Annotated in this window: 1 protein-coding gene; it reads left to right on the forward strand. The window is 43.2% G+C overall.

Annotation, left to right across the window (positions count from 1 at the left end; all coding sequences use genetic code 11):
* Positions 1 to 234 (forward strand): hypothetical protein (locus AAEZ10_RS27775; RefSeq protein WP_350571896.1); only part of this gene is annotated, 234 nt, incomplete at both ends.

Below are 234 nucleotides of genomic sequence, written 5' to 3' on the forward strand. Positions count from 1 at the left end.
CAGGTGAAAATTTATCTGTTGTCTTTGAAACGTCGGCAGCAGGCGTTTTAAATGCCATTGTGACCTTGCCTAGTAAACCAAAAATAACGCTAAGCGCGCCAGAAGGCCAAGGTAATAATCCTACATATCGCTCAAGCGATGGTAGTATTCAGCTGGTCAGTCATGCGGGTGGTGGTAGTATTGATTTTATTCGTAATAATAAAGTTACCAGCTTTGATGCGGTCAGTGCTGAAG

Source organism: Pseudomonas sp. H26/SER47-MNA-CIBAN-0231 (assembly GCF_040310465.1).
In the GTDB taxonomy this organism is placed as follows: Bacteria; Pseudomonadota; Gammaproteobacteria; order Pseudomonadales; family Pseudomonadaceae; genus Aquipseudomonas; species Aquipseudomonas atacamensis.